This window comes from Acinetobacter pittii (assembly GCF_034064985.1).
GTDB lineage: Bacteria > Pseudomonadota > Gammaproteobacteria > Pseudomonadales > Moraxellaceae > Acinetobacter > Acinetobacter pittii_H.
The window spans coordinates 54,746-76,328 of the sequence record NZ_CP139249.1 but is presented as its reverse complement, the minus strand read 5'-3'; the positions used below and the strand labels follow the sequence as shown (position 1 = coordinate 76,328).

25 protein-coding genes are annotated in these 21,583 nt (G+C 39.7%); 17 read left to right on the top strand and 8 right to left on the bottom strand.

Features of this window, described 5'->3' with window-relative positions; all coding sequences use genetic code 11:
• Positions 1 to 106: 106 nt before the first annotated feature.
• Entirely contained in the window at positions 107 to 787 is a 681-nt protein-coding gene (locus SOI76_RS00355) for a D-Ala-D-Ala carboxypeptidase family metallohydrolase (RefSeq protein ID WP_104079996.1), read from the bottom strand.
• A 162-nt stretch (positions 788 to 949) separates the two neighbouring features.
• Entirely contained in the window at positions 950 to 2,338 is a 1,389-nt protein-coding gene (gene aroP, locus SOI76_RS00350; protein WP_104079995.1) for an amino acid permease, read from the bottom strand.
• A gap of 356 nt (positions 2,339 to 2,694) precedes the next feature.
• Here aroP and fahA point away from each other — a divergent pair, with 356 nt between their 5' ends.
• The 4 genes from fahA to araD all read left to right on the top strand — a co-directional run bounded on the left by fahA (position 2,695) and on the right by araD (position 6,262).
• On the top strand, positions 2,695 to 4,002 hold the full coding sequence (gene fahA, locus SOI76_RS00345; RefSeq protein WP_104079994.1) for a fumarylacetoacetase: 1,308 nt from the start codon (positions 2,695 to 2,697) through the stop codon (positions 4,000 to 4,002).
• Positions 3,989 to 4,621, top strand: coding sequence for a maleylacetoacetate isomerase (maiA, locus tag SOI76_RS00340; RefSeq protein ID WP_104079993.1), 633 nt, complete (start codon positions 3,989 to 3,991; stop codon positions 4,619 to 4,621). Before fahA ends, maiA begins: the two co-directional genes overlap by 14 nt.
• Positions 4,622 to 4,638: 17 nt before the next feature.
• Positions 4,639 to 5,187 carry a VOC family protein gene (locus tag SOI76_RS00335; RefSeq protein ID WP_002119119.1) on the top strand — a complete coding sequence of 183 codons (549 nt, stop codon included), beginning with the start codon at positions 4,639 to 4,641 and terminating at the stop codon, positions 5,185 to 5,187.
• 295 nt (positions 5,188 to 5,482) lie between these two features.
• Positions 5,483 to 6,262, top strand: a complete 780-nt coding sequence (araD, locus tag SOI76_RS00330; RefSeq protein WP_005066619.1) for an IclR family transcriptional regulator — start codon at positions 5,483 to 5,485, stop codon at positions 6,260 to 6,262.
• 70 nt (positions 6,263 to 6,332) lie between these two features.
• Here the strand turns inward: araD and hppD are convergent, their stop codons facing one another.
• Positions 6,333 to 7,388: a 4-hydroxyphenylpyruvate dioxygenase gene (hppD, locus tag SOI76_RS00325; RefSeq protein ID WP_002119157.1), complete on the bottom strand. Its 1,056-nt coding sequence runs from the start codon at positions 7,386 to 7,388 to the stop codon at positions 6,333 to 6,335.
• A gap of 528 nt (positions 7,389 to 7,916) precedes the next feature.
• On the opposite strand from hppD, the gene ybbK reads away from it, so the two are divergent.
• The gene (gene ybbK / locus SOI76_RS00320) at positions 7,917 to 8,387 is read left to right on the top strand and encodes a DUF523 domain-containing protein (protein ID WP_104079992.1); all 471 of its coding nucleotides are present in this window, start codon (positions 7,917 to 7,919) and stop codon (positions 8,385 to 8,387) included.
• Between the two features lie 4 nt (positions 8,388 to 8,391).
• Here ybbK and SOI76_RS00315 read toward each other — a convergent pair whose 3' ends face one another.
• Positions 8,392 to 9,354, bottom strand: coding sequence for a bile acid:sodium symporter family protein (locus SOI76_RS00315; RefSeq protein WP_104079991.1), 963 nt, complete (start codon positions 9,352 to 9,354; stop codon positions 8,392 to 8,394).
• A 52-nt stretch (positions 9,355 to 9,406) separates the two neighbouring features.
• Positions 9,407 to 10,051: a bifunctional nicotinamidase/pyrazinamidase gene (gene pncA, locus SOI76_RS00310; protein ID WP_104079990.1), complete on the bottom strand. Its 645-nt coding sequence runs from the start codon at positions 10,049 to 10,051 to the stop codon at positions 9,407 to 9,409.
• Between the two features lie 329 nt (positions 10,052 to 10,380).
• Between pncA and dapA the strand changes: the two genes are divergently transcribed.
• From dapA to yfdC, 5 genes are all read left to right on the top strand, one after another.
• Entirely contained in the window at positions 10,381 to 11,274 is an 894-nt protein-coding gene (gene dapA / locus SOI76_RS00305) for a 4-hydroxy-tetrahydrodipicolinate synthase (RefSeq protein WP_005300412.1), read from the top strand.
• Between the two features lie 15 nt (positions 11,275 to 11,289).
• Positions 11,290 to 11,892 (top strand): lipoprotein-34 precursor (NlpB), encoded by a 603-nt coding sequence (locus tag SOI76_RS00300; RefSeq protein ID WP_081039214.1) that lies wholly within the window; start codon positions 11,290 to 11,292, stop codon positions 11,890 to 11,892.
• Positions 11,893 to 11,928: 36 nt separating this feature from the next.
• The gene (purC, locus tag SOI76_RS00295; protein ID WP_002119240.1) at positions 11,929 to 12,648 is read left to right on the top strand and encodes a phosphoribosylaminoimidazolesuccinocarboxamide synthase; all 720 of its coding nucleotides are present in this window, start codon (positions 11,929 to 11,931) and stop codon (positions 12,646 to 12,648) included.
• Between the two features lie 190 nt (positions 12,649 to 12,838).
• Positions 12,839 to 13,042 (top strand): hypothetical protein, encoded by a 204-nt coding sequence (locus SOI76_RS00290; RefSeq protein ID WP_104079989.1) that lies wholly within the window; start codon positions 12,839 to 12,841, stop codon positions 13,040 to 13,042.
• A gap of 149 nt (positions 13,043 to 13,191) precedes the next feature.
• Positions 13,192 to 14,028: a formate/nitrite transporter family protein gene (yfdC, locus tag SOI76_RS00285; protein WP_104079988.1), complete on the top strand. Its 837-nt coding sequence runs from the start codon at positions 13,192 to 13,194 to the stop codon at positions 14,026 to 14,028.
• Positions 14,029 to 14,041: 13 nt separating this feature from the next.
• Here yfdC and rarA read toward each other — a convergent pair whose 3' ends face one another.
• The 3 genes from rarA to SOI76_RS00270 all read right to left on the bottom strand — a co-directional run bounded on the left by rarA (position 14,042) and on the right by SOI76_RS00270 (position 17,154).
• Complete coding sequence (gene rarA / locus SOI76_RS00280; protein ID WP_104079987.1) at positions 14,042 to 15,307, bottom strand: replication-associated recombination protein A; 1,266 nt, start codon at positions 15,305 to 15,307, stop codon at positions 14,042 to 14,044.
• A 105-nt stretch (positions 15,308 to 15,412) separates the two neighbouring features.
• On the bottom strand, positions 15,413 to 16,585 hold the full coding sequence (gene yliI, locus SOI76_RS00275) for a PQQ-dependent sugar dehydrogenase (RefSeq protein WP_205668436.1): 1,173 nt from the start codon (positions 16,583 to 16,585) through the stop codon (positions 15,413 to 15,415).
• 110 nt (positions 16,586 to 16,695) lie between these two features.
• Entirely contained in the window at positions 16,696 to 17,154 is a 459-nt protein-coding gene (locus SOI76_RS00270; protein WP_104079986.1) for a YcgN family cysteine cluster protein, read from the bottom strand.
• A gap of 194 nt (positions 17,155 to 17,348) precedes the next feature.
• Here SOI76_RS00270 and SOI76_RS00265 point away from each other — a divergent pair, with 194 nt between their 5' ends.
• The 7 genes from SOI76_RS00265 (at position 17,349) to tag (ending at position 21,567) form a co-directional block, all read left to right on the top strand.
• Positions 17,349 to 17,507 (top strand): DUF1328 domain-containing protein, encoded by a 159-nt coding sequence (locus tag SOI76_RS00265; RefSeq protein WP_000490267.1) that lies wholly within the window; start codon positions 17,349 to 17,351, stop codon positions 17,505 to 17,507.
• A gap of 170 nt (positions 17,508 to 17,677) precedes the next feature.
• Positions 17,678 to 18,415, top strand: coding sequence for a dienelactone hydrolase family protein (locus tag SOI76_RS00260; RefSeq protein WP_016142672.1), 738 nt, complete (start codon positions 17,678 to 17,680; stop codon positions 18,413 to 18,415).
• 183 nt (positions 18,416 to 18,598) lie between these two features.
• A complete protein-coding gene (locus SOI76_RS00255) occupies positions 18,599 to 18,961 on the top strand; it encodes an HIT family protein (RefSeq protein WP_005066600.1) in 363 nt (120 codons plus the stop codon).
• A gap of 141 nt (positions 18,962 to 19,102) precedes the next feature.
• A complete protein-coding gene (mutY, locus tag SOI76_RS00250) occupies positions 19,103 to 20,137 on the top strand; it encodes an A/G-specific adenine glycosylase (RefSeq protein ID WP_104079985.1) in 1,035 nt (344 codons plus the stop codon).
• Positions 20,138 to 20,184: 47 nt separating this feature from the next.
• The gene (lytH, locus tag SOI76_RS00245) at positions 20,185 to 20,721 is read left to right on the top strand and encodes a M23 family metallopeptidase (RefSeq protein WP_104079984.1); all 537 of its coding nucleotides are present in this window, start codon (positions 20,185 to 20,187) and stop codon (positions 20,719 to 20,721) included.
• Positions 20,722 to 20,730: 9 nt separating this feature from the next.
• Positions 20,731 to 20,976: a hypothetical protein gene (locus SOI76_RS00240; protein WP_001287364.1), complete on the top strand. Its 246-nt coding sequence runs from the start codon at positions 20,731 to 20,733 to the stop codon at positions 20,974 to 20,976.
• A gap of 30 nt (positions 20,977 to 21,006) precedes the next feature.
• Positions 21,007 to 21,567 carry a DNA-3-methyladenine glycosylase I gene (gene tag / locus SOI76_RS00235; protein ID WP_104079983.1) on the top strand — a complete coding sequence of 187 codons (561 nt, stop codon included), beginning with the start codon at positions 21,007 to 21,009 and terminating at the stop codon, positions 21,565 to 21,567.
• Positions 21,568 to 21,583: the final 16 nt, after the last annotated feature.

The following is a 21,583-nucleotide window of genomic DNA, read 5'->3' as shown; positions in this document are numbered from 1 at the left end:
TTCTAAACCACAATAATGTTATGTTATAACATAACTATTAATCAAGTTTTTATTCCAGTTTTATTCAAACCAACTCAGTTAGTCTTTGAAAAAATTGATTTTATAGTTACTGACAAATCGAGGTTCTATAGTGATGGTCAGGTCCCCATGAACGGAATCCTTGGCTATCAATATGGATTTGTCCCGAGGCATAAACACCAAGACCCATATTAAGTGCTTGCCCTTTGGTTTCCCAGAACTGACAAAGTTTAGTTTTGGTTTGTTGAATATTGAACTGGTCTAAGTCGCTAGGCTCTTCTGGTCCAATTCGAAAATCAAGCGCTGCATTAAAGACATGTCGAGAAGCATCAGCACCACCTGCACAGCGGTTTAGAGATAACGCGCGGTAGACCGAAGTCACTTCAAAATCATTAATTACGCCATCGTCAACTAACGCTTTTAAAATGCTAAGTGTCGGAACGATATTGGACCAAATCTCTCTTGGTGGCACCGCATAAGGCTCAACTCCACATTTTTGCCAATCGCGAGCTGAGCTTAATAATTCATGGTCTGGCACTAAATCTGCAAGTCCCTTTTGCTTAAGAAATTGCTTGTAAGATTGCACAGCCTGTCGATGGTCTGCTGTTGCGACCCAAGCCACATAATCTTCGGGTTGCTGTTTTATTCTGACCACTGGTTTTGTAGGTTGAGGTAAAGATGTGGGGGTGTGCAGAGGGATTGTTGGCTGGGGTGTTTGGGTACTACATGCTGTGAGAGATAATAAAATTAAACCGAAATAACGCTTCATAAATATGCTCTATCTTCACCAAAAATGGGAAAATTGCTCATCATAAAATTAATGAAATGTTATATTATAACAATAATAAAATCCTTTAATTTCTGTTGCTAAATTTTAAAAATAAAAAGGACGTCTCTCAGACGTCCTTTTTAGATACAACTCAATAATTTATTAAATATCTGCTTCTAAGGCAGCTACAGATTGCTCAGCTTTTAATTTTCGGCGTTTAAATTGGTAAGCTACCATCAAACAGAAAATCCAGCCAGGAATCATCATGACCGCAACACGCATATCTGGTGTTAAAGACATCACGATCAAAATGCCAAGCATAAATAATATGCATAAATAGTTGCTAAACGGATACATAAAGCTTGGGAACTTCGTTGTTTGCCCTTGGCGCTGCATATATTTACGGAATTTTAAATGCGTCCATGAAATTACTACCCAGTTAATCACAATCGCTGCAACCACGAGCATCATGAGTAAACCAAATGCCTTTTCAGGAAAAATATAGTTTAACAGTACACATAAAATAGTGACTGCCGCAGAAAGAATCACTGCATTGGTTGGAATACCGCGTTTATTAATACGTGCAAATACTTTTGGTGCATTTCCTTGTTGCGCAAGGCCCAATAGCATACGGCTACTGCAATAACTTGTGCCGTTATAAACTGAAACCGCTGCTGTCAAAATCACAAAGTTCAATAACGTTGCAATGCCTTGGCTATCTAAAGAAGCAAATACCATCACAAAAGGGCTTCCGCCTTGTGCCATTTGGTTCCATGGGAATAGCGAGAATAAAACAAAAAGTGTCGCAATATAGAAAATCAAAATACGATAAATAATTTGATTCACAGCTTTAGGTAAAGTTTTATCAGGATCCCGTGCTTCAGCTGCAGTAATACCGAAAAGCTCAATACCACCAAAAGCAAAAATAATGACTGCCATTGCCATGACTAAGCCTTCAACACCAAACGGGAAGAAACCGCCAAGTGCCCAAAGATTGCTGATACTTGCCTGTGGACCTGCTGTGCCTGTTGCAAGTAAATATGAACCAAAGCCAATCATTGCAAGAATTGCTAAGATTTTGACAATAGAAAACCAAAATTCCATTTCGCCAAAAAACTTAACATGTAGCAAATTAATGCCATTAATTAAGACAAAGAAGGTTAAAGCAGATGCCCACGTTGGGATTTGCGGCCACCAATATTGAATGTAAAGACCAATTGCGCTTAGTTCTGCCATACATACGAGTACATTAAGTACCCAATAGTTCCATCCTGACATGAACCCTGCAAATGGTCCCCAATATTTGTAGGCAAAATGACTAAAAGATCCACTGACTGGCTCTTCAACCACCATTTCACCAAGCTGACGCATCATTAAAAAAGCAATAAATCCTGCAATGGCATAACCGAGGATGACCGATGGACCTGCTAATTTAATCGATTGTGATATACCAAGAAAAAGCCCTGTGCCAATCGCCCCACCCAATGCAATAAGCTGGATGTGCCGATTACTCAAACCATGTTTCAGGTTTCCTTGCTCTTGTGCTGACATATGATTATTCTCATCCGTGTCACGTAATTTTTTTCCAATAAATTACGTATATCATAAATTGATCAAACTTTCATAGAGATTCATGAAAAAATAATTGCGTGACTTTTCTCAAGAACGCGAATGAAAACAGAAAATACAAGAAATGACAATTATTATGAAATGTGTAATTAAATTATGTATTGCGTAATTTGATGAATTCAGTATTATAGAGACATGAAGCAATTGGTTGTGCTCGGTCTATATCAAACTCATAAGACAAAAGATGATCTAAGCAAAGGTTAAAACTTATTGAGTAGCTCAGTCCTAGACCGAACTTTTATTTGTATAAGACCCGAGATAAAGACAAGGAAGCGAAAATGGAACCAAAACTAAACTCTTTTATTGAAGTTTCACCTCAATCAGATTTCACTATTCATAATTTGCCTTACGGTGTTTTTAGCAGAGCTAACGAAAGTGAGCGTCAAGTTGGTGTAGCTATTGGTGATTGGGTGATTGATCTCGCTGCTCTTGAAAAGCATGGGCTTTTAAAACTTTCAGAACAAGACACATATTTTAACCAGCCTACACTGAATAAATTTATCGAGTCTGGCAAAGCCAACTGGTCAAAAGTTCGTAAGACATTACAGTCTCTTCTCTCGGTTGAAAATTTAACACTTCAAGAAAATGAAGCATTGCGTCAGGAAGTTTTGGTTAAGCAAGACAGCGTTACTTTGCATTTACCACTTCAGGTATCTGGTTATACCGATTTCTATTCTTCTAAAGAACATGCGACCAATGTGGGCTGTATGTTCCGCGACCCTAAAAATGCTTTACTGCCAAACTGGACTGAATTACCTGTGGGTTATAACGGCCGTGCTAGCTCTGTTGTCGTGAGTGGCACTCAAGTCGTGCGTCCATCTGGACAAATTAAACTTCCAAATGAAGAGCGTCCAGTTTTCTCAGCTACGCGTAAACTCGATTTCGAACTTGAAACAGCATTTGTTATTGGTAAACCAACAGAGCTTGGCCAGCCGATCTCGATTGAAAATGCTTGGGACCATATTTTTGGAATGGTATTACTCAATGACTGGTCAGCACGCGATATCCAGCAATGGGAATATGTGCCTTTAGGCCCTTTCAATTCAAAATCATTTGCTAGTGCCATCTCACCTTGGGTAGTCACACTTGAAGCACTTGAGCCATTTAAAGTGGAAGGCCCAAAACAAGAGCCTAAACCTTTAGCGTATTTACAAGAAAATATCGCGAATAGTTATGACATTAATTTGAGTGTTGAAATTCAAAGCCCGAAATCGGCACAAGCTGACGTGATTTGCCAAACTAATTTCAAATATATGTACTGGTCTATGGCTCAGCAGCTCACTCACCATACCATTGGGGGCTGTAACGTTCAGGTTGGTGATTTAATGGGTTCAGGTACCATTTCAGGTTCTACACCTGACTCTTATGGCAGCTTGCTTGAGCTTACATGGAACACCACCAAGCCTTTAACACTTGCCAATGGTGAAACTCGTGGTTTCTTGCAAGACGGCGATACACTCATTATGAAAGGTCACTGTGAGAAAAATGGTATTCGCATTGGCTTCGGTGAAGTTCGAAATACAGTCCTTCCTGCATTAAATTTCGATTTTGCAGAAACTTCGGAGCCTGACTATGAAGCTGTATAGTTACTTTCGTAGCTCTGCAGCCTACAGAGTACGGATTGGTCTAAACATTAAAGGTTTAGCTTATGAGACTGCTCCAGTTCATCTGGTAAAAAATGAACAGCAAAGCGAAGACTATTTAAAGTTAAACCGTAGTGCTCTAGTTCCGACTTTAATTGACGGCGATTTAACCTTGTCCCAATCGTTAAGTATTTTGGAATATCTGGATGAACAATACTCAGAAACCAAATTACTTCCAAGTGATGTGCAAGAGAGAGCAAAAGTTCGCGCTTTTGCTCAAGCAATCGCTTGCGATATTCATCCATTAAATAACTTACGCGTACTGAAATATTTAAAAAATGACTTAAATGTTTCAGATGAGCAGAAAAACTATTGGTATCAGCACTGGATTATTGAAGGCTTTCAAAATCTCGAACAGTTACTTCAAGATTCAAATGGACAATTTTGCTTTGGACAACAAGCAACTATTGCCGATTGCTGCCTGATTCCACAGGTCTACAACGCGAAACGCTTCAAGATTGATTTATCTGCGTTTCCAAAGATTGAATCGATTTATCACCATTGTTTGTCTATCCCAGCCTTCTATAACGCGGCGCCAGAACAACAACCAGATTGGGAATAGTAAAAAGGAGTTTTAATATGACATTTGCCATTAAAAAAATACATCACGTTGCATATCGTTGTAAGGATGCGAAAGAAACTGTTGAGTGGTATAAAAAAATGCTCAACATGGACTTTATTTTAGCTTTTGCTGAAGACCATGTACCATCAACTAAAGCCTTTGACCCATATATGCATTTATTCTTAGATGCTGGTCAAGGCAACGTTTTGGCATTTTTTGAATTGCCAACTCAACCAGAAATGGGTCGAGATGAAAATACGCCACAATGGGTACAGCATATTGCTTTTGAAGTTGAAGACTTAAATGCGTTGATGGCTGCCAAGCAACATTTAGAAGAAAATGGCGTGAAAGTCTTAGGTGTGACTAACCACGGTATTTTCCACTCAATTTACTTCTTTGATCCAAATGGCCATCGTTTAGAACTGACTTATAACGATGCTCATGCTGAAGAAAAAATTGCAAAAATTACTGAAGAAATGAAAACTGAAATGTTAGAGGAATGGAGCAAAACCAAACGCGCTCCGCACCACACTCATTTCTTGCATGAAGAAGAGTTAGGAACCTAATTTTTAAAGAGCGCACTAAAAAATCGGCATTGATGAGAATTGTTTTAACGAGCAGTCCTATATCAATGCCGATTTATATTATTTAAAACTGCTAAATTTCTAGAAAATTGCGCTATAAATGAGAGCATGGTGATTTTAGAAAATTGTTGATTATTAAACATGTCAATTTCGCTAATAGAAAAAGGTGATTTCTATTTTTCACTAGGCTCAGGCATGATGTAAAACGCGCCAATTTCAATTTATGTTTTGATCGTCACTGTTTAACAGCTGAAGTAAATTTATTAAGGGTATTTAAATGATTGAAGAAAAAGTATCTGGGGGGGTTCAATCACTTGAAGTCGGTTTATCTGTACTAAACGCCCTTTTGGAACACAATCAACCTATTATTCTCAAAGATCTGTCTAGCAAGCTAGAAATGCATCCTGCCAAGGTTCACCGCTATCTGGTCAGCCTTATTCGTATGGAATATGCAAAACAGCTTGATGATGGACAATATGCTTTAGGTGATCAGGCATGGCGCTTAGGTCTCAACTGTGTTCAACATAGCGACACACTACAGCTGGTACAGCATTTAATTTACGACCTACAAAACAAAATTGGTTGCGGTATACAAATTAGTAAATGGTCACCCAAAGGCCCTGTCGTGGTTCAATCGATTGAATCAAACCACCCTATTTCGATTGTAACTAAAGTCGGCTCGATTATGCCTTTAGTCAATTCTGCTGCGGGACGTCTATTTGCTTCTTATCTTCCAGAACATTTTGTTCGTCCATTAATGGAAGCCGAATGGCAAAAGCATCAAGAGCTTGGTCTAAACATCGCACCACAAAACTGGCAAGCATTTACAGAGCTTAAAGACACTATTCGCCAGCAACAAATGTCGGCAGCGAAAGGTGATTTACTGACGGGAATTAATGCCGTGGGTTTACCTGTGTTTAATTCAAACCAAAGCATTGAGTTTTGTATTGTCGCACTGGATAGCGAAATGTTTTTACCCGTCGACCCTCACAGTAAAACGATTGAAATCTTGAAAAATGAAGTGAATCTCATCAATCAATATATTAAAAGCCGCTAATCAATAGCCATAAAAAAACCAAGAGATCAACTCTTGGTTTTTTTAAGATCAGGAATAAAACTCAGCTTATTTATTTAGTTTCTAAAACACCACGGCGAATCTGGTCACGTTCAATCGACTCAAATAACGCTTTGAAGTTACCTTCACCAAAGCCATCATCATCTTTACGTTGAATAAATTCAAAGAAAACTGGACCAATCATATTTTCAGAGAAAATTTGTAATAACAGCTTCTTCTGACCGTCTTTAGTATTACCATCAAGCAAGATACCGCGCTGTTTTAATTCATCAGTCGGTTCACCATGCTCAGGTAAACGATCTTCTAACATTTCATAATACGTATTTGGCGGCGGAGTCATAAATTTCAGACCAAGGCCTTTTAACTTATCCCAAGTCGAGATTAAGTCATCACAAATAAACGCGATATGCTGAATACCTTCGCCATTAAAGTCAGATAGGAACTCTGCAATTTGGCCATTTCCTTTGTCTGAATCTTCATTTAACGGAATACGGATCTTACCATCTGGTGCTGTTAATGCTTTAGACGTTAAGCCAGTATATTCACCTTTAATATCAAAGTAGCGAATTTCTTGGAAGTTAAAGATTTTTTCATAGAAGTTTGCCCAATACTCCATACGGCCTTTGTAGACGTTATGAGTTAAGTGGTCAATCTCGTTTAAACCTGCCCCTACTGGACGTTTCTCCGCATCATCAAAGAAAACAAAGTCATTTTCATAAATATCACGGTCAACTAAAAAGATTGGCATACCACCAATACCTTTGATTGCCGGAATGTTAAGCTCCATTGGCCCAACTTTTGAATACATTGGTTCAGCACCAAGCTCTACCGCTTTTTGGAAAGCTTTTGCTGCATCACGTGTTTTAAAACCCATCGCACAAGCAGATGGACCATGTTCATTAAAGAAAAATGAAGCATAAGATTCTGGCTGATAATTCAGGATAATATTGATATTTCCTTGACGCCATAAGTACGCTTCTTTCGATTTATGCTTGGCTACTTTTGAAAAGCCGATTGTTTCAAAAACTGGATCTAATTCATTTTCTTTTGAAACAAACTCAATAAATGCAAAACCGCATAATTCTAATGGGTTCTCTAAAATATCCATCTAGTTTCCCTCTGGTGATTACCTGTTCCGTTTATCTCTATTGCTGATGAACTCAGCTCCTTTCTCTATAGAATACGTTGCTATTGGGTGAAGACTTGAACCGTCAAATTGGCTTAACCCAACGCATCCTATGAGAAAAAAACGAGTCATTAAAACGAAGATATGATGAGCGTAGAGCCTTTAATGATTAATTTCCGTTCCATGTGGTGTTTATTTTCCATACACACTGTCCTTTGTTATCTAAAAGTACGATTGAGATTTTTCAATAAACCCTTAAAAATCGTCTTTTCCTAAAATTCATTTATAGATTTATGGAGACCAACATCCTTGTTGGATCTCCAATGGCCATTTACCTTGAATTAGATGCTACTAAAAACAATTAAATTATGCAATACATAACTTAATTATGAATTGCATAATTTTAGTAATCTTTAAATTTGCCTGTTTTTAAAATCAATTGTCATATTCGATATTCTGTTTATGATTCTTTATCTTCAAAATTCTCTCTTGCTTTGAGTTTGGAAAACTATGCTTTTAGTCAGCGCATGTTTAATTGGTGAACCTGTTCGATATGATGGTAAATCCTGTCCAAATACCCGACTTAAGCAGCTATTAATCAATAAAAAAGCCCAAGCATTATGCCCAGAGCTATTAGGTGGTTTTACCACTCCCCGTTTACCCGCAGAAATTGTGGGAGGAACAGGTCAAGATGTGCTTGATGGCAAAGCAAAAATTATTGATTCATCTGGTTTAGATGTAACAGAGTTATATTTAAAAGGTGCTTACCGCGCCCTAGAAGTTGCACAGCAAATAAAAGCAACTTGTGTGGTTTTAAAAGAGAATAGCCCATCTTGCGGTAGCCAAAAAATTTATAACGGTACTTTTCAAGGTGAGAAAATTACGGGAGTTGGAATCACCACAGCACTTTTGCAACGCCATGGCTTTGAAGTAATTTCTGAAAACGAGATTGAAGATTGGTTAGCAACCAACCCTCTTTAAAAAATTAGTCAACTTTGCTTTTAGTAGTTTCATTTCCATCTTTACGACTTGCCCAATAAGTCGCAAGTGCAGGCCCAGAAATATTATGCCAAAGACTAAAAATGGCACTTGGTACGGCTGTAATTGGAGAAGCAGCAAAATGGACTGCTGCAAGTGCAACACCTAAGCCTGAGTTTTGCATCCCTACCTCAATCGCGATCGCCTTACTGTCCGCATAAGGTAATTTAAAGAAACGCGCTGCGGTAAAACCTAATAAATATCCAAGCCCGTTATGTAAGATCACCACAGCTAAAATAAGCAAACCCGACTGTAAAATTGCTGCTTTGCTTCCACCAATAATCGCGGCTACAATCGCTACAATTGCAATGACCGAAACTAAAGGCATGACTTGAATATAAGATTCGACCTGACGTTTAAGCCATGTTCTTAAAATTAGACCAACCACAATAGGAAGCAACACCACCTGCAAAATCGAAATAAACATCGAGGCTGCATCAATCTTTAGCCATTGGCTGGCAAGCAGATAGAAAATCGCAGGGGTTAATACAGGTGCTAAAAGTGTTGATACCGATGTACAGGCTACCGATAAAGCCACATTGCCTTTGGCCATATAGGTAATCACATTTGAAGCCGTTCCGCCTGGGCAACAACCTACCAAAATGACCCCAACCGCGATTTCAGGCGGTAAATTAAATAATTTACACAAAATAAATGCTAAGCCCGGCATCACCACAAACTGCGCTACGACGCCAATCAACACCGCTTTAGGGCTTTGTAATACCCCTTTAAAGTCGTCTACAGTCATGGTCATTCCCATGCCGAGCATAATAATGCCCAAAATCCATGGAATGTATGCTTTGAGCCAGACAAAAATTTCAGGCTGCCATAGCGCTAGCGCTGCAAAAACAATCACCCATAGGGCAAAAGTTTTTTGAATAAATTGGGTAAAGCGTAGGAATGCAGCCATACTTTCTATCCCTAAAAATTAAAATATAAAAGTAAAAACTAGAGCAATATACTTAGTGCTTACTCAACAGATCAGTCGACTGAATACGGACAACACCTTGCTGCTGCATGGTTTGCCAAGCTTGTTCTAACGAACCATTCAGATTAATCCCTTTACAAGCATCTTCAACCACTAAAGTTTTAAAACCTTGTTTAACTGCATCCAAAGCAGTCCATGCCACGCAAAAGTCCGTGGCAATTCCGACCACATAAACCGTATCAATGCCACGCTCTTTTAAGTATCCCGTTAAACCGGTCATCGTGACGTAATCTGCTTCCATAAAAGCCGAATAGCTATCAATATGCGCATGAAAGCCCTTTCGAATAATCAGTTGAGCGGTCGGAATATTTAAATTCGGATGAAATTCGGCATCTTGAGTACCCTGCACACAATGCTTAGGCCAAAGCACTTGTGGCCCATAGTCGAGTTCAATGGTTTCAAATGGCTGTTTGCCCGCATGGTTTTGTGCAAAAGATATATGATTATCAGGATGCCAATCTTGTGTCAGAACAATATTTTCAAAACAATCAGCAATTTGGTTGATTATTGGAATAATTGTATCGGCATCGGCAACTGCCAAGTTTCCACCCGGTGTAAAACCATTTTGTACATCAACTACGATTAAAGCTGCATTTTGGGGTTGTTTATTCATGCTCATGTCATCTTCAATCCCAACCGGGGAAATTGCATTCTATCTTGCCATAAAAAAAGCCTATATTAAGTAAGGCTCAGTCGAATCAGGCTGTATTGTTATATTTACTGGCCTCTCTTAGCTAACAATAATGAAAACATCCTATCTTTTCCTCAAGTTTACATCGCGATTATCCGTTAGGCGTATTGTTCTTATGCGTCTGATCAGTCATAATTTGCATAATTGTCATTCAACAATCTGTTATTGTTAGAACTGGACAATCAAAATACTGCAACCATCCCACATTTTGTTTTTCTTACCTCAGATTCGGATGGATAAATAGGATATTTTTAAAAATGACTCAGCAAGCACAGACCATTCAAGGCTCAATCGTCGCAATCGTCACACCAATGTTGAAAGACGGCGGTGTAGATTGGAAGGGTCTTGAGAAGCTGGTTGAGTGGCACATAGAACAAGGTACAAACAGTATTGTAGCCGTCGGTACAACCGGCGAAGCCTCAACATTGAGCATGGAAGAGCACACACAGGTTATTAAAGAAATTATTCGTGTAGCCAATAAACGTATTCCAATTATTGCCGGTACTGGTGCAAACTCAACCCGTGAAGCAATCGAATTAACTAAAGCTGCGAAAGATCTTGGCGCAGATGCAGCTTTACTTGTAACGCCGTACTATAACAAGCCAACTCAAGAAGGCCTATTCCAACACTATAAAGCGATTGCTGAAGCCGTAGAGCTCCCTCTTATTCTTTATAACGTACCTGGCCGTACTGGTGTAGATCTTGCAAACGACACAGCTGTACGTTTAGCAGAGATCCCTAATATTGTTGGTATTAAAGACGCGACAGGTGATGTGCCTCGTGGTAAAGCTTTAATCGAGGCTTTAAACGGCAAAATGGCTGTGTACTCAGGTGATGACGAGACTGCTTGGGAACTCATGCTTCTTGGCGCTGACGGCAATATCTCGGTTACTGCCAATGTTGCACCTAAAGCAATGAGTGAAGTATGTGCTGTTGCGATTGCTAAAGATGAACAACAAGCGAAAACCATTAACAATAAGATTGCAAATTTACACAATATTCTATTTTGCGAATCAAACCCAATTCCTGTGAAATGGGCACTACATGAGATGGGACTGATTGATACTGGTATTCGTTTACCACTCACTCCTCTCGCTGAGCAATATCGCGAACCTCTCCGCAATGCCCTAAAAGATGCGGGAATTATTTAATAAGAGCAATTTATGATGCAATTACGTCTTGGTTTAGTCCTTGCAGTTTCAGCCTTAAGTTTAGCTGGTTGTAGTCGCTTCGCAATTAATAATCATTCTTTAGATTATAAAAATGCCAAGCAACTTGCCCCGCTTGAGTACCCTGCCGATGCAACTGTACGACCAGCGACACCTTTGTATCCTGCACCAACTGTAGAACAGCGCGCTATCGATAACGCACCGAAGTTTGAAAACAAGCGTGGCAACCGTTTTGAATTGCCACGCCCTGAACAAACGCAAGGTAACGCTACAGCAGATGCGTCTGCTCAAACCACGACCACCCTTGGACGTCCTCAACTTGTGACTGACGGTAATAAAAACCCGTTATTAAAAATTGATGGAAATACGACCGAGATTTGGCAATACACCAAAGCAACTTTAAGTACTTTAAATTACAACATTATCGCTCAAGGCAGTAATCAAGCGACGATTAAAGTAAATGACAATACTTATGTGCTTAAACTTACTGGTGTGGGTTCTAGTCATACTCTTGCTCTATTTAATGTAGATAACACTTTTGCAAGTCCAGATGTGGCCGCTGAAGTGTTAAACCAGATTTACCAAAATTGGCCAGCCTAGTCGTTTACTAGGCATTTTTTTTAAAAAGGTTCCCTCATGTTAAAACAAACCTTGCTCTATACTGGTAAAGCAAAATCTGTATATGAAACAGACAATGCCGACCATCTGATTTTAGTCTTTCGTGATGATGCCTCTGCGTTCAACGGCGAAAAAATCGAACAACTAGATCGTAAAGGCAAGGTGAACAACCGTTTTAACGCCTTCATCATGGAAAAACTTGCTGCTGCGGGTATTGAAACGCATTTTGAAAAATTGCTTTCTCCAACTGAAGTGCTTGTTAAAAAACTTCAAATGATTCCAGTTGAATGTGTAATTCGTAACTACGCAGCTGGTTCTCTATGCCGTCGCTTAGGTGTAGAAGAAGGTAAAGAGTTAACTCCTCCTACATTTGAATTGTTCTATAAAGATGACGGTCTAGGCGACCCAATGGTTAACGAATCTCAAGCGATTGCTTTAGGTTGGGCAACTGCTGAACAGTTAGAACAAATGAAAGTTTTAACTTATAAAGTAAACGACGTATTAAAAGCATTGTTTGCTGAAGGCAACATGATTTTGGTGGACTTCAAGCTTGAATTCGGTGTTTTCCATGACCGTATCGTGCTTGGTGATGAGTTCTCTCCAGACGGCTGCCGTTTATGGGATAAAGACTCTAAGAAGAAACTCGACAAAGACCGTTTCCGTCAAGGTTTAGGCGGTGTTGTTGAAGCTTATGAAGAAGTTGCTGCTCGTTTAGGCGTAGATTTATCTGACATCTAATCAATTACTTCATAAAAAACCGGGCTAAAGCCCGGTTTTTTTTATATTCAGCGCCATGCGCCCCAAACAATGTAGACAGATTTGTCTATTTCAATAAATTAACACTTGCATAAGCTTAATTTAAAACACTAAAATCTAAAAAAACACAAAGTACTTCACAATAATTAAATATAAAAACTCGGGTGAACCTATGGAATTATCTAAGTTTGAAAAGAAATTAATCAATCATCCAGTCCATTTTGGTGAAAATCCTCTAGTCTTATTAACCAACTTTAGCAATTCTGCTTTAAAGCAAGGCTGGACTCAAATAGAGGTCGAATCCGTTATTTCTAAAGCCTCTCAAGGCGACTATATGGCACTCATCCGTACTTTAAGAGCTTATACTTTTCTTTGATTTTGTGATTGATGATCTGACCATTGTGCATTCAATTTATAAAAAGACACATAAAGCTGTTATGAATAGACTAGATTTATCCTGAACACTGCCTTAACAATAAATAAAACAATAAATATAAGATATTTATTCAGTGAGGAGTAAACCTGATGGACCATGAAATAGAGGAAAAGAAAGTCGAGAAAACTTTAAGCTGGCGTGAAAAAATGGCAGTCGAAGAACATGAGAAACTGTCACCCCGTCTAGTTTATGAAATTATCCGCCGTGATGGTGCCGAAGAGCTTGATCGTCCAACAACTGCACTGATCTTTTCAGGGATTGCCGCGGGTTTAGTCATCAGTTTTTCATTTGTATTTAAAGCCATTATTGCCGCTTATCTCCCAACTGATGCAGTCTGGACCGATTTAATCACTAATGTGGGTTATACCATTGGGTTTCTAATCGCTATATTGAGTCACATGCAACTCTTTACTGAGAATACTATCACCACAGTTGTGCCTTTATTTAATCCCTTTACTTTCGATAAATTACGAGCAGTGGGCCGCTTATGGGGTATTGTGATTCTATGCAATATCATTGGAACAGCTTTGGCGAGTTTATTTTTCCTAACTACTCACCTATTTACTCCAGATATTGATAAAGCACTGGATGAACTCGCCCTTCATGTGGGTTCCTTTTCTGCCACTCAGAATCTGCTCAAAGGTATTATGTCAGGACTTTTAATTGCTGCCTTGGTCTGGATGATGCCTTCAGTCAGCAATAAGTTTCTGCTCATTTTTTTCATGACGTATTTGATAGGATTGGGTGACTTTACCCATGTAGTGGTTGGTTCCACAGAAATGTCCTATCTAGTCTGGCAAGGAGAAGCTTCTATTAGCAAGTATCTGTTTAATTTCCTGATCCCAACCACTATCGGCAATATTATTGGCGGTACAGGCGTGTTCACTCTACTGATTTATGGGCAGGTCACTGAAGAGCTGGAATAGCATAAAGCAGGAACTATTGTTCCTGCTGCCATCTGCGTTGCTGTAAGCGCTCACCTTCAACCTCACGCTTATTTCTCGCAGACTCATAGAGTTTGGTTCCCTTCAACTCAGGCGGCAAATAGTCTTGCAGCACAAAGTGCTCTGGGTAGTCATGAGGGTAGAGATAATTAATACCATAGCCTTGTTGTTTCATAAGCTTGGTCGGCGCATTTCTCAAATGCAAAGGCACAGGTAAATTTGCCGTTTTTTCAGCAAGTTCCAAAGCCTTATTAATCGCTAAATAAGTACTATTACTTTTTGCACTTGTTGCTAGATAAACTGCTGTTTGACCTAGAATAATTCGGGCCTCAGGCATACCTACCGCTTGTACAGAGCGGAAACACTCACCTGCAAGCAATAGCGCATTTGGATTCGAATTCCCGATGTCTTCTGAGGCTGCGATCAGCATACGTCTTGCAATAAAAACGGGATCTTCTCCGCCTTTGAGCATACGTGCCATCCAATATAGGGTTGCATCTGGATCACTACCTCGAATTGATTTAATAAATGCAGAAACGAGGTCATAATGCTGTTCGCCAGATTTGTCATAACGCGCAATATTTTGCTGAGCGACTTTCACTACCACCGCATTGGTAATGGTATTTTCGATTTCAGGCTCAAAAGTACTGGCAATCAAGTCTAGTAAATTAAGCGCTTTACGAGCATCGCCTGCTGCGAACTGAATCAGCGCATCATATTCTTCAATATGGATATAACGGTCTTTTAAAAATTTGTCGGCTTGGAGCGCATTATTAATAAGAGTCTGAATTGCCTCTCCGTCTAAACTATTTAAGGTATAAACCTGGCAGCGAGATAAAAGCGCACTATTCACCTCAAAAGATGGGTTTTCAGTGGTCGCACCAATTAAGGTAATTTTGCCTTTTTCAACTGCGCCTAATAATGCATCTTGCTGTGATTTATTAAAACGATGAATTTCGTCAATAAAAACTACCGGTGTTAGTAAATCACCACTTTCTGCAATCACTTCACGTAATTCTTTTACGCCCGTATTCAGCGCAGACAAGCTCACAAATGGACGGTCTATCGCCTGTGCCAAAAGTAAAGCAATGGTTGTTTTACCAACGCCTGGTGGTCCCCAAAAAATAATAGAAGGTAAATGACCCTGATCAATCATTTGACGTAAGGGCGCATGTTCACCTAAAAGATGATCTTGCCCAATAATTTCAGACAAGTCTCTTGGGCGCAGGCGTTCGGGAAGTGGAATATGGGTGTCTGACATCTCAAATGGCTTTATCGTCTTTTCTCTATAGTCTATTGTGTCTCACAGAAATCTACAATTTGAATCTATGAGACACACCCTTTATTTACAAGCTATTTCCTAGCTTTAAGAGGATTTCTTACTGAGCTTGAGTAAACGTGCATTTGAGCCATCTTCAATCACCCAAATTGAACCATCTTGTGCTTCATGCAACCCACGAATACGTTGCTTCATCTCTAGTCTTTGCATTTCTTTCACAGGCTTTTGCTCTAAATCCACCACAATGATTGCTTCAGAAGATAACCCGCCAATTAAGGCTTTATTTTGCCATGCAGGAAGTTGTTGGCCGCGATAAATAATCATACTCGATGGAGAGATTACAGGAGTCCAATCAATTTCAGGTGCTTTAAATTCTGGGCGAGTGTGATGATCTGGAATAGGTTGGCCCGAATAGTGGTCTCCATTTGAAACTATTGGATAACCATAGTTTTCGCCTTTGGTAATAATATTAAGCTCATCACCACCTTTAGGCCCCATCTCCACTACCCAGAGCTGTCCTTTACGGTCAAAGGCCATTCCTAAGGGATTACGGTGTCCCAATGACCATATTTCAGCAGTAACCCCACCTTGCTTATAAAAAGGGTTACCTAAGGCTGCTGAACCATCCTCATTTAAGCGCAAGATTTTACCCAAGTTACTTTTCATGTTTTGGGCAGGATCAAATTTTTGTCGCTCACCTGAACTCACCCAAAGCTTACCATCTGCATCAAAAAGCATGCGATGCCCATAATGGCCTTGCCCTGAAACTTTGGGCACTTGCTGCCAAATCTGCTTCACATCTATAAGTTTTGGCTGATGAGGATTAGATAGATCTAGTTTCGCACGTGAAATCACTGCTCCAGATCCACCCTGTCCTTTCGTAGCATAGCTGAGATAAATCCAATGATTCTTAGCAAAGTCAGGATGTAAAATGACATCTCCTAAGCCGCCCTGTCCCCCATAGTTCACCGCTGGAACACCTTGCACATCCAACATTTGTTTATTTTTTGGATTAAAAATTTTTAATTTGCCCTGCCGTTCAGTCACTAATAAACGTTGATCAGGCAGACTGGTCACTGCCCAAGGTTCATTGAAATGGGCAAAGGTTTCAGTTTGATAAGGTTGTTTGGTTAAAGCCGGCTGCTCTGCTTTTACAGACGTATTTTGTTCAAGATTTTTTGAATTAGTATTATTAGACCCACAGGCCATTAACAAAAAAAAGCTACTACATAATAAGGGGGCTGCTAATCGTCTCATCATTCTTATCTCCTTTTGTTTTTATTGTTATATAACGGAGATGAGCAAAAAATTTACGATAAAAGTGTTACTTTATTATACGCTGTAATTAAAATCTCTCTTTTAAAAGCGAATTAACGCACCCATCGCACAATATAATCTTCAAGATCATCTTCATGGACCTCAACCTCAGATAGACAACGTCCTGCAACTGATTTTTTCGCCTTAACTACACTTTGTCTCGAACCCGTATTTAAATAATGCCATGAAGGTAAATTTTTTCCTTCATTTAAACGCTTATAAGCACAGCTTGATGGCAACCAGTGAATGGTCTTTAAAGACTCTACCGTTAACTGTAAACAGTCAGGCACTTGCTGCTGACGATTTGGATAATCCGAACAACGCCCCGTACCGCAATCGAGTAACTTACAGGCTACTTTGGTATAAGCTACCTCATGGGTATCTTCATCTTCTAGCTTAACCAGACAGCACAAACCACACCCATCGCACAAAGCTTCCCACTCAGCCTGAGTCAGTTGCTCAAGCGTGTAATTTTTCCAAAAAAATGGACGGAGTGAGGTCTCGGTAGACATAGGTTTTTAATAGCTGAATAGTTGAAACAGTGTATGAGTATAACATTGAAGTGTATGGTGCTAAAAAAAGAAGTCGTGTTTTTAGAATCACAAAATGATTGTTTAATATACATTTCAACCACATAAACGACACATTCGGTTCAAAAAACAAGCTTTATAGTTAAACAACAATGAAAAAATAAGGAGGACAGCATATGTTCCGTTGGGCAATAATTTTTGCAGTGATTGCACTCATTGCCAGTCTATTAGGGTTTGGTGGTGTTGCAGGGTTATCTAAAGACTTTGCCGTGATTTTATTAGTCATAGCTGTAATTCTCGCTGTTATTGGTTTCATTTCGCGAGGCAGAACCTAATCTAATCATTAGCACATAAAAAAGAAGGAACCGGTTTCCTTCTTTTTTATTGCCTGAGGTTTTCTAGCTTTTCTTTTGATGTAGATTCTTACATAGTTATTTATATTAATTTTACTTTTTATGCTTTAATCAAGCGTGTTTAAATCGAGTTAAATTTCAGGATTAATGTCATGAGTACAGCAATTAAAACCCGTGAAATTCAATATACTGCACCAGACGGCAGCCAATTAATTGGTTATTTTGCAGCTCCAGAGAGTGAAAAACCTGTACCAGGTATCATTATTGGTCCTGAGTGGTGGGGCCGTAATGAATATACTGAACAACGCGCACGTGAGCTTGCTGAACACGGGTATGCCGCTCTTGCTATTGACATGTATGGCGATAAAAAAGTCACATCAACTGCAGCTCAAGCCTATGAATGGATGATGCAGACATTTGAAGAATTAGACACAGTTACTGATCGTGCTAACGCAGCGCTACAAACGCTTGCCGCTCAACCAGAAGTAAATAGCGAAAAACTAGCGGCAATTGGCTTTTGCTATGGCGGTAAAGTTGTATTGGACCTTGCTCGCTCAGGTGCACCACTTAAAGCAGTCGTAACATTCCATGCGACATTAGCACCGAAGGCTCCTGCTCAAAAAGGTAACATTCAAGGTGAAGTTTTAGTTTTACATGGTGAACTAGACAGTATGGTCACCTTAGAAGATGTTGCTAATTTTGAAAAAGAGATGCAAGCTGCTGAGGTTAAACACGAAGTAGTGGTTTTAGAAGGTGCTAAACATGGCTTTAGTAACCCGCTTGCAGATGAAAAAGCTAAGGCAAACGGTGTAGATCTTGGCTACAGCAGCGAAGCGGAAAAACAAGGCCTTGCTAAAATGTACGGTTTGCTAGATCGTACTTTAAAATAAAAGAAGCAAATTTGGAGCAAATGTTTTTTTGCATTTGCTCCCTTAAATGTTTATGACTTTGCAATATTTTTACTGTATTTTTTAAACCATACTTCAATAACTATACTCCCGTTGAGCTAGAGCAAAGCCTAGTCTTATTTCCCGCACTCGGGGTTTAATGGAATAACATGAGAGGATACAACAATGACTGACAAGAAATGTCCGTATTGCGAATTTGATGAATATGACATCATTGATAAGAATGAATTTGCCGTAATTTTGCCTGATTCTAATCCGTTATCTAAAGGCCACTGTGTAGTAACACCACTGCGCCATGTTAGTTCTTTTTTTGACATTACGTCTAAAGAACACCAAGGCTTACTGACACTTCTTGAAATTGCCCGTCATGAGACACAGCTTCGCCATCAGCCAGATGGCTTTCATATTGGCTTTAATGATGGTGAAGTGTTTGGACAGACTTCTGACCATTTCCACATTCATGTCATTCCATACTACAAAAACCAGCCGTTGAAACTTGATCAACGTTGGGGTGTACAAAAGGATTAATCCTTTTTATACATGAAACAGAGGTTGCCCATTATCAGGTAATCTCTGTTTTAATATACTCTCGCTGTTCGCCTGCTTTAAACAAAATTTCATCTAAATTTCAGCTATAATTTAGCCCTTACTTCTCTTCTATAGCTGTTCATGCCTGAATTTTCTTTTTCTGATGCTCTCTTAAACTGGTTCGATCAACATGGTCGTCACGATTTGCCTTGGCAAGTTGCCGATGATCCGTACAAAGTTTGGGTTTCTGAAATTATGTTGCAGCAAACTCAGGTGAAAACGGTTCTACAATATTTTGACCGCTTTATGGAACGCTTCCCAACTGTAGAAGCTTTAGGTCATGCAACTTGGGATGAAGTAGCTCCTTATTGGGCAGGTCTTGGCTATTACGCTCGTGCACGCAATTTGCATAAAGCTGCTGGCCTTGTCACTCAGCAAGGTAAGTTCCCTGAAACGCTAGAAGAATGGATTGCACTACCCGGGATTGGTCGCTCTACCGCAGGCGCGCTCATGTCTTTGGGTTTACGTCAGTACGGCGTGATTATGGATGGCAACGTGAAACGCGTTTTAGCTCGCTTCTTTGCCATTGAAGATGACTTAAGCAAACCACAGCACGAACGTGAAATGTGGAAACTGGCTGAAGAGCTTTGCCCGACACATCGCAACCATGACTACACGCAAGCCATTATGGACTTGGGTGCAACTATTTGTACGCCTAAAAAGCCTCTTTGTTTATATTGTCCAATGCAAGCTCATTGTCAGGCTTATCAGCAAGGTTTAGAACAAGAATTACCTTTTAAGAAACCGAAAAAAACACCACCTGTTAGAACCGCAGATGTTCTTATCATCCAGTGCGAAGATGAATGGTTCTGGCAACAACGCCAAGCCCATGGTCTATGGGGCGGTTTATTCTGTTTACCTATTTTAGAAAATGAACATGAAAGACTGAGCTTAAGTCAGCAATTTAAATTACAACCTCAACCGCAAAATTTTCAGATCAGTCATAGCTTCACTCACTTCACATGGTTACTTAATACCCACATGTTCCACGTGGAACCTGATCAAAAAGAACATCTGTCAATTGAACTTGAAGGCCAATGGTTAAGCCCGGAACAGGCTATTGCTAAAGGAGTTCCAACTGCTATGAAAAAATTGATCTCGACAAGCCGTTCGTGACATAGTGAGCAAAATAATTTTGATATGGCTGTGACAGGGAGTATTTTGTGCGACGTTTTGTTTCTCATTTCTCACTTGGTTTTCTGATTATTCTATTGGCCGCATGTGCCAGTGCACCTAAAAAACCTGCCCCACTTCCATCTGCTCAAGTTAATAAACTTAAAAGTATGCAGCTTCCAAATCGACTGCCTGTACCCGTGAAAGGTGTCGATCGAGATGAATTAAAAGACACATGGGGTGCTGCTCGTAGTCAGGGGCGCAGTCACGAAGGAATTGATATTTTGGCTCCACGTGGAACCAAAGTTTACAGTGCAACCGAAGGACTGGTGGCCGATCTTCGCAATAATAATCTCGGTGGCAAAGTCATCTGGATTTTAGGCCCGGCAGGAACATGGCATTATTATGCTCATCTTGATGGACATAAACGTGGCTTAAACGTAGGCGACTATGTCAAAAAGGGCGATCTAATTGGCTATGTCGGCAATACGGGCAATGCGCGTTATACTTCACCTCATCTTCATTATGGTCTTTACCTCAACGGTAAAGGACGTGGTGCTGTTAATCCTTATTCATATTTACGCTAGGAACATTTTATGTCGGAAGCGCTGATCAATCGCTTAGTAGAGTTTGCCGAGTCTGGTAACCAGCAAAAGATCATTTTAAATGGCAATAGCTATCAAGGCTGGATCATGGAAATCAGCGATGATGCTCTATTAATCAGCACTGGTTTTTCAGATAAAGTAGGTAAAGACTTTTGGTTAAAGTTTGAAGACTTAACTCAAGCTGAACTGTATTATTGGGACACTCGCCCGAATGAATGGGTGTTATTCAAACTTTAAAATTCTAAGATAAATATAAGGAGCATCATCATGAAAATTCAACGCTGCGGATGGTGTTCCAATGATCCACTCTATATTACCTACCATGATGAAGAATGGGGTAAACCAGAACACGACGAAGCTCGACTATTTGAAATGCTTTGTCTCGAAGGTCAGCAAGCAGGCCTCTCATGGATTACCGTACTAAAAAAAAGAGAAAGCTACCGTCAGCATTTTTTTAATCATCCCATTTCAAACATTGCTTCATTCACAGATGACTTCTTAGAACTAAAACTATCCGATGCTGGTTTAATTCGTCATTTGGGTAAACTCAAAGCCATTCGTGATAATGCGATTGCATGGCAAGCACTCAAAGCCCAGGTTGGTGATGTTCCTACATGGCTTTGGCAGTTTGTAGATGCAACGCCTCAACACAATGATGTTGTAGATTATCGCAAGGCTCCTGCTCAAACTGAACTCAGCATAAAACTTTCAAAAACGCTTAAAAAGAATGGTTTCAAATTTGTTGGCCCAACCACCTGCTATGCTTTTATGCAGGCAGTAGGCATGGTCAATGACCATGAAAATGATTGTCAATTTAAAGCTTCATAACCCACCAGAACGGTTC